This is a genomic window from Nocardia wallacei (assembly GCF_029868745.1).
In the GTDB taxonomy this organism is placed as follows: Bacteria; Actinomycetota; Actinomycetes; order Mycobacteriales; family Mycobacteriaceae; genus Nocardia; species Nocardia wallacei_B.
The window spans coordinates 1-6752 of record NZ_JARWOP010000008.1 but is presented as its reverse complement, the minus strand read 5'-3'; the positions used below and the strand labels follow the sequence as shown (position 1 = coordinate 6752).

Genomic DNA, 6752 nt, shown 5'->3' with positions numbered 1-6752 from the left:
CCGCCGGGGGCTGCGGCGGCGGGGGGGGCCGCCACGGGCCGTTGCCCGCCCTCCGGGGGGCGGCCCGGGTCCGCCGTGCCCCCGTGCGCGCCCCGCCCGCCCGGGTGGGGGGTTAGTAACCCCCCCCCCCCCGCGGATCGCCGTACGACTTCCGATCAGATCGGCGCGTAGCCCGCGCCGGTGCGGCCGCGGTTGTTCATGTCGGCCATGATCGCGCTCATGTTGGTGCCGACCTCGGGCCCGAAGCAGGCCACCGCCAGGTAGGCGTTCACCATGGCCACCAGGGTGTTGCCGATGACCACGGGTGCGCCGGAATCGCCCTCCACGACGCACATCTGGGTCCACGTCTCGTCGGTCTGGAAGATGTCACCCCAGGTGATGCCGCAGGTGTTGCCGGTGGTGCGGCCCTCCTTGCAGGCGATCATCGGGAACTGCGCGGGCGCTCCGACGGCGCCGATGGTGACATTGCCGATCCGGTTGACCGGAACGACCTTGCTGTTGAATTCGATGACCGCGTAATCCAGCTCGTGATTGGAGTAGGCGAAGGTGCCGATCTCCCCGGCGCCGCGATCCTGCTCGGCCCACACCTTCGAGCCCGCCTCGCCACAGTGTCCGGCGGTCAAGCCGACCAGGCGCCCCGCCGCGTCGTGGCCGATGGTGGTGACCGTGCACTCGAACTGATTGTCGATGATGATTCCCGAACCACCGCCGATCACCGGCCCGGGGTCCGCGTGCGCGACGCCCGCCCCCGTCCCGAGCAGTGCCGTACCCACGGCGACGGCGAAGGCGGCCTGAGCCACCCTGGCGAGTTTGTTGAACATGTCCCTCCAGACGTCGGAAGTCCGCACGATATCAGCCATGTAGTACTACATCCTGTCAGTATTCGTGCCCGGGCGCGCTCCGTACTGCCGCCTCGATACCCGGATCGACAGCCCGGTTCGCGCCGTTACGGCGGGGGTCGGCGGTCTCCTCGGTTCGCCCTCGTCGACCGGCGCGTCGCGTGTCGCGACACCCCGGCGACGATGACGGCACAGCACGCCGCGTCGCGGATAGCCTTTGCGAAGGATTCGAGTCGAGCCGCTAATTACGATTAATTCACTCCGGGAAATTACACGAGGAGGGAAGTTGGGCATCGGTTCAGGAAACTGTAACTCGTTCTAGAAAAATGCTGTGTTCATTGTGGCTCAACACAACTTCATGTCACGGATCACAGCCCGCATAGGGGCGTGATCTGCGTCTATGACACCAGCCACACATTATGGTGTGTTTCTCCTAACTCCGTAGTAAGGTGCGTCAAGCAAACAGTCGCCGGGGCAGGTAACCGGCGTCGAGAGGGGTTAGTCAGTGCAGTTCACCAACAGTCCGCCGGCGGAGTCACGGATGAGCGGGGCGGTCGACTGGACCAAGACGTACTGGCAGGACCATCCCAAGCGCTCACTGGAGACCTTCGGTCGCCAGATCACCATGGGCATCGCCGCCGTGGCCGAGTTGTTCGTGAGTATCTTCCGGCGCCGGTTCCCCTTCGGCGAGTTCGTCCGGCAGTGCGCATTCATGGCGAGCGTCGCCGCCGCCCCCACCCTGCTCGTCGCCATCCCGATCGGCGTCATCGTCTCCATCCAGGTCGGCTCCGTGGCGGGACAGGTCGGCGCGACCTCGTTCATCGGCGCCGCGAACGGCCTGGGCATCATCCAGCAGGGCGCGCCGCTGGTCACCTCGCTGATGATCGCGGGCGCCGTCGGCTCGGCCATCTGTGCCGATCTGGGCTCGCGCACCATCCGCGAGGAGATCGACGCGATGCGGGTGATGGGCGTCGACCCGCTGCGGCGGCTGGTCGCCCCGCGGCTGGGCGCGGCCATGCTGGTGTCGGTGCTGCTGTGCGGCTTCGTCGTGTTCGTCGGTTTCATCACCGGCTACGTCTTCAACGTCTTCGCCCAGAACGGCACGCCGGGCTCCTATATCGGTACGTTCTCCTCCTTCGCCGTGGTCGCGGATCTGATTGCCGCGCTGCTGAAGTCCCTCATCTTCGGCCTGCTCGCCGCGATCATCGCGTGCGATTCCGGGCTGAACGCCCGCGGCGGCCCCGGTGGCGTCGCCAATGCGGTGAATACGGCCGTGGTGCTGTCCTCGGTGATGTTGTTCGGTGTGAATCTGATCATCACGCAGATCTACAACACCCTGTTCCCCTCACAGATGGTCTGAGCTGGTGTCGTCAACCTATGTACCGCCGCTACTGCGGCCATTTCAGCGGATCCGGTCGTCGGCCACCGCGCCGCGCGACTGGCTGGCGCGCATCGGTCACCAGGTGTTCTTCTTCCTGCGGTCGATCGGCTCTATGCCGTTGGCGCTCAAGCACTATCCGAAGGAAGTGTGGCGCCTGCTCTCGGATGTCACCTGGGGCAACGGAAATATCGTCGTCGGCGGCGGCACCATCGGCGTGGTGCTGATCCTCAGCGCGTTCGGCGGCATGACCGTCGGCATCCAGGGCTACAACTCGCTGAACCTGCTCGGGCTCGGTCCGATCACCGGCGCGGTCTCGGCCTTCGCCACCACGCGCGAACTCGGGCCGATGCTCGCCACGGTGGCGTTCGCCTCGCAGGCGGGCTGTCGATTCACCGCGCAGCTGGGCGCCATGCGCATCTCCGAGGAGATCGACGCGCTGGAGTCGCAGGCGATCCGGCCGCTGCCGTATCTGGTCAGCACCCGCATGATCGCGGCGATGATCGCGATCATCCCGCTGTACTGCCTGGCCCTGCCGTTCGCCTACATCACCTGCTCGCTGACCGTGCAGCTGATCGGCGGCACCGCCACCGGCACCTTCCAGCACTACTTCTATCAGTTCCTGATCCCGCACGACGTGCTGTGGTCGTTGCTGAAGGCGATCGTATTCGTGGCGATCACGACGTTCATCCAGTGCTACTACGGGTTCTTCGCCTCCGGCGGCCCGGAGGGCGTGGGTGTCGCGGCCGGTCGCGCCATCAAGCTGTGCATCATCGCGGTCGTATTCGCCGACCTGTTCATCACCTTGGCGGTCTGGGGCATCAACCCGGGCATCAGGATCTCGGGGTAGGGGGCAGCAGATGATCATCGATCCGAGTGGCCGCGGACCGACGATGCGGCAATTGCTCATCGCCGGCGCCTGCGGGCTGACCGTCTTCGCGCTGATTCTGGTCTTCCTGATGGCGCGCTACCAGGGCAAGATCCTGCATTCGGTCGTCAAGGTGACCGCCAACATGACCACCACCGGTGACGGCCTGCCCGAGAACGCCGACGTGAAGTTCCGCGGCGTGCTGGTGGGCGCCGTCAAGGAAGTCTCGGTGGCCGCCAAAGGCGAACTGCAGCAAGTGAACCTGGAGATGAAGCCGGAGTACATCGACCAGATTCCGGCCAACGTCACCGCCCGCGTGGTGCCCAGCAACCTGTTCGCGGTCACCTCCGTCGAACTGGTCTACAACGGCCCCGACGAAGGCTCCCTGCACGCCGGTTCGCAGATCCCGGAGGACCGCAGCGAGGGCACCATCGCCCTGCAGGACACCCTCACCACGGTCCGCGCCATTCTCGACAAGATCGACCCGGTGCAGCTGGGCCGCGTGCTGAGCACCCTGTCCTATTCACTCGAGGGCGGTTCCCGGGTGCCCGGCTCGACGGTCGAGCGGCTGGACAACTGGCTGACCCAGGTGCGCGGCGCGGTGCCGAACGTCGACCAGACCCTGAACGACTTCTCCTCTTCCTTCCACGCGCTCAACCAGTCGGCGCCGGAACTGGTCGGGGTGCTGGCCGATTCGGTGAAGACCGCGCAGACCATCTCCGACAAGCGCCAGCAGCTGGCCGATCTGCTCGCCGGCACATCCGGCACCGTCGACAAGGTCAACGCGCTGTTCGCGCGCAACCCCGACCTCGGCAAGTCGATCACCGCCGGCACCAGCGACATGTTCGGCGCGCTGGCCTCCGACCCAGCGGCCATCCCGCAGGCAATCGCCAGCCTCAACCGTTCGGTCCGCCAGCTGAACACCACCTTCCACTGGGGTCCGCAGCGGCAGATGGTGTGGAACCTGGGCATCACGTTCACCCCGTACAAGCCGTACGACCGGTCGGACTGCCCGCGCTACGGCGAGATGGCGGCGCCCAGCTGCTACACCGCGCCCGAGGTGGCCGAGCTGCCGCCGCTGCCGGAGTCGATGAAGCCGCGCGCGCTGGACGCCGCGCAGGGCCTGCCGCCCGCGGTCCCGATGCCGGGCCTGCCCGCCCTGCCGGGCCTGAACCCCGAGCAGACGGCGCAGCCCACGGGTCCGCAGCCGCTCAACCCGTTCGCGGGCACGCCGCTGGGCGGGCTGTTCCAGCAGTTCCTTCCGGGCGCCGCCCCGGCGCCCGCGCCCGCCCCGGTGCAGCCACAGCCTGCCGCCGAACCGGCCGCCGACCCGGCGGCCACGGCGACCCATCCGGCCGCCGCGCCGATCGCCGGTTCGTACACCGGTGACGCCGCTGTCACGGCCCTGCTGGGCCGCAAACCCACCACCGCCGAATACCTGCTGCTGAGCTCGATCCTGAGGGGTGGAACCTTGCAAGTCACCGAAAGCGGTGCAGCCCGATGAGCATTCGCAAGCCGCTGATCGGCTTCGGGATCTTCGCGATCGTGTCGGTCCTGGTGACGGTTCTGGTATGGAATACATTGGCGCGCAACGTCTCCGGTTCCACCAAGACCTACTCCGCGACCTTCAGCGATGTGCTCGGACTGCGGGTCAACGACGATGTCCGGATGGCCGGGGTGCGGGTCGGCAAGGTAGAGAAGATCGAGCTCGACGGTCAGCACAAGGCCAAGGTCACCTTCGTGGTGCAGGACAACCAGACGCTGTTCGGCAACACCAAGGCCCTGGTGCGGTATCAGAACCTGATCGGGCAGCGCTACGTGGCGCTCGCGCCCGGCAGCAAGGGCGACGCCTCGCCGCTGCGGAACAAGGGTTCGATCCCGCTGGACCAGACCGAGCCGTCCTTCGATATCTCGGGTCTGCTCAACGGCTTTCAGCCGCTGTTCCAGGTGCTGCAGCCGGAGCAGGTGAACAACCTGTCCACCACGTTCATCCAGGCCCTGCAGGGTGACGGGGTGTCGCTGAGCACCTTCCTCACCCAGGCGGCCGCGCTGGCGGGCGACTTCCAGCGCCGCGACGCCATCCTCGCCGACGTCATTACGAACCTCTCGGCGACGATGCAGGGCCTGGCCACACGGGGCGACGAATTGGAGACATTGGTGACCCAGACCCGCGCGCTCATCGGCGGGCTGTACGACCAGGGCCAGTCACTGCAGCAGTCGACGGTGCAGATCGCCGACGCCACTACGGGATTGGTGAACATGGTCGGACAGGTCCAGCCGAAGCTGGCGCAGGCGCAGCGCTCCACCACCGACGCGCTGACCCTGTTGATCGAGAACGGCGCCAAGCTCGACCAGGCCGCCGTGGACATGCCGAACATCATGGCCGATCTCGGTAAGTTCACGCAGAACGGCGCCTACGCGTCGGCCTACATCTGCAGCCTGGACGTCTCGCTCTACAACATCCTGCTCCCCCGCGGTCTGCTCACCCAGATCGGCGGCCACTCGCAATCGGCGGTGTGCCGGCCATGATGACCAAGCTCAAGAACCGGTTCGACAACAATCGCTACTTCTGGCTGGGCGTGCTCGGCGCGGTGCTCATCGTGGTGCTGCTGATCGCCTCCAGCGGTTACAAGAAGCTGGGCGTCGGCACCCAGGACATCAAGGCGGAATTCGCCCAGACCGCCGGTGTGCGGGTCGGTGACAAGGTCAACGTGTCCGGCGTGTCCGTGGGCAATGTGTCCGGCGCCGAACTCGAGGGCGACCACGTGCTGCTCACCCTGCAGGTGAACAACGATGTGAAGCTGGGTCCGGACGCCAAGGCCTCGATCAAGATGGCCACCCTGCTCGGCGCTCGCTACATCAACCTGGATCCGGGCGACGGCTCCGGTCTGAAGGGCAAGCGAATCCCGAAGAACAACACCCAGGTTCCGTACGACCTGGCCGACGTGGTGCAGATCGGCACGCCGAAGTTCGAAGCGCTCGACACCAAGAAGCTGGCCGAGTCGTTCCAGGTGATCGGCGACCAGATCAACGGGCAGCCGCAGCTGACCGCGCAGGCGCTCGACAGCGTCGGCGCGCTGGCCAAGACCATCAACGATCGCCGCGACCAGGTCGACCAGCTGCTCAAGGATCTCGACCGGGTCACCACGATCCTCGGCGACAACCGCAACAGCGTGCTGCTGGTGATCACCCAGGGCCAGGCGATCGCGAGCCGGGTGATGGAACGGCAGACCCTGCTGCGCCAGCTGCTCGACAACATCGCGTCGCTGACCAAGCAGCTGCAGGAGATCGGCGCCGAGAACGACAATCAGCTCGGCCCGACCATCGAGCAGCTGAACACCATGGCCGAGGGCCTGCAGAAGAACAAGGACAACCTGGACCGGTTGCTGCAGATCATGCCGGTGGGCATCCGCGGGCTGAACAACGCGCTCGGTAACGGCCCCTACGGCGAGGTCGGCCTGCCGTGGCTGTTCCCGGACAACTGGTTGTGCTTCGCGCGAATTCACGAGGGGTGCCAGGGATGACAGTGATGCGGGCCGCGAAGGTGGCGGTGCTCGGTGTGGCGGCGCTGGCGATCGGCAGTTGTTCGGTCGTGGGGGGGGGGGGGGGGGGGGGGGGGGGGGGGCGCGCCCCCCCCCCACCGGCCGGGGGGCGAAAAAGCGGGGGG

6 protein-coding genes are annotated in these 6752 nt (G+C 66.8%); 5 read left to right on the top strand and 1 reads right to left on the bottom strand.

The window, feature by feature from the left end:
* Positions 1–155: 155 nt before the first annotated feature.
* A complete protein-coding gene (locus tag QH470_RS00160; RefSeq protein ID WP_280270169.1) occupies positions 156–821 on the bottom strand; it encodes a chymotrypsin family serine protease in 666 nt (221 codons plus the stop codon).
* Positions 822–1380: 559 nt separating this feature from the next.
* On the opposite strand from QH470_RS00160, the gene QH470_RS00155 reads away from it, so the two are divergent.
* The 5 genes from QH470_RS00155 to QH470_RS00135 are packed head-to-tail and all read left to right on the top strand — an operon-like array spanning position 1381 to position 6609.
* Positions 1381–2199, top strand: coding sequence for an MlaE family ABC transporter permease (locus QH470_RS00155; protein ID WP_280270167.1), 819 nt, complete (start codon positions 1381–1383; stop codon positions 2197–2199).
* 4 nt (positions 2200–2203) lie between these two features.
* Complete coding sequence (locus QH470_RS00150) at positions 2204–3067, top strand: ABC transporter permease (RefSeq protein WP_280270166.1); 864 nt, start codon at positions 2204–2206, stop codon at positions 3065–3067.
* Between the two features lie 10 nt (positions 3068–3077).
* Complete coding sequence (locus tag QH470_RS00145; protein WP_280270165.1) at positions 3078–4589, top strand: MCE family protein; 1512 nt, start codon at positions 3078–3080, stop codon at positions 4587–4589.
* Positions 4586–5614, top strand: coding sequence for an MCE family protein (locus QH470_RS00140; RefSeq protein WP_280270164.1), 1029 nt, complete (start codon positions 4586–4588; stop codon positions 5612–5614). The genes QH470_RS00145 and QH470_RS00140 overlap by 4 nt, the downstream gene beginning before the upstream one ends.
* Positions 5614–6609 carry an MCE family protein gene (locus QH470_RS00135; protein WP_280270168.1) on the top strand — a complete coding sequence of 332 codons (996 nt, stop codon included), beginning with the start codon at positions 5614–5616 and terminating at the stop codon, positions 6607–6609. The genes QH470_RS00140 and QH470_RS00135 overlap by 1 nt, the downstream gene beginning before the upstream one ends.
* The last annotated feature ends 143 nt before the right edge of the window (positions 6610–6752 follow it).

What these genes read in the sequence shown, in the direction of transcription:
- QH470_RS00160 (WP_280270169.1), bottom strand. Translation starts at nt 821, where the DNA reads ATGTTCAACAAACTCGCCAGGGTGGCTCAGGCCGCCTTCGCCGTCGCC.
- QH470_RS00155 (WP_280270167.1), top strand. Translation starts at nt 1,381, where the DNA reads ATGAGCGGGGCGGTCGACTGGACCAAGACGTACTGGCAGGACCATCCC.
- QH470_RS00145 (WP_280270165.1), top strand. Translation starts at nt 3,078, where the DNA reads ATGATCATCGATCCGAGTGGCCGCGGACCGACGATGCGGCAATTGCTC.
- QH470_RS00140 (WP_280270164.1), top strand. Translation starts at nt 4,586, where the DNA reads ATGAGCATTCGCAAGCCGCTGATCGGCTTCGGGATCTTCGCGATCGTG.
- QH470_RS00135 (WP_280270168.1), top strand. Translation starts at nt 5,614, where the DNA reads ATGACCAAGCTCAAGAACCGGTTCGACAACAATCGCTACTTCTGGCTG.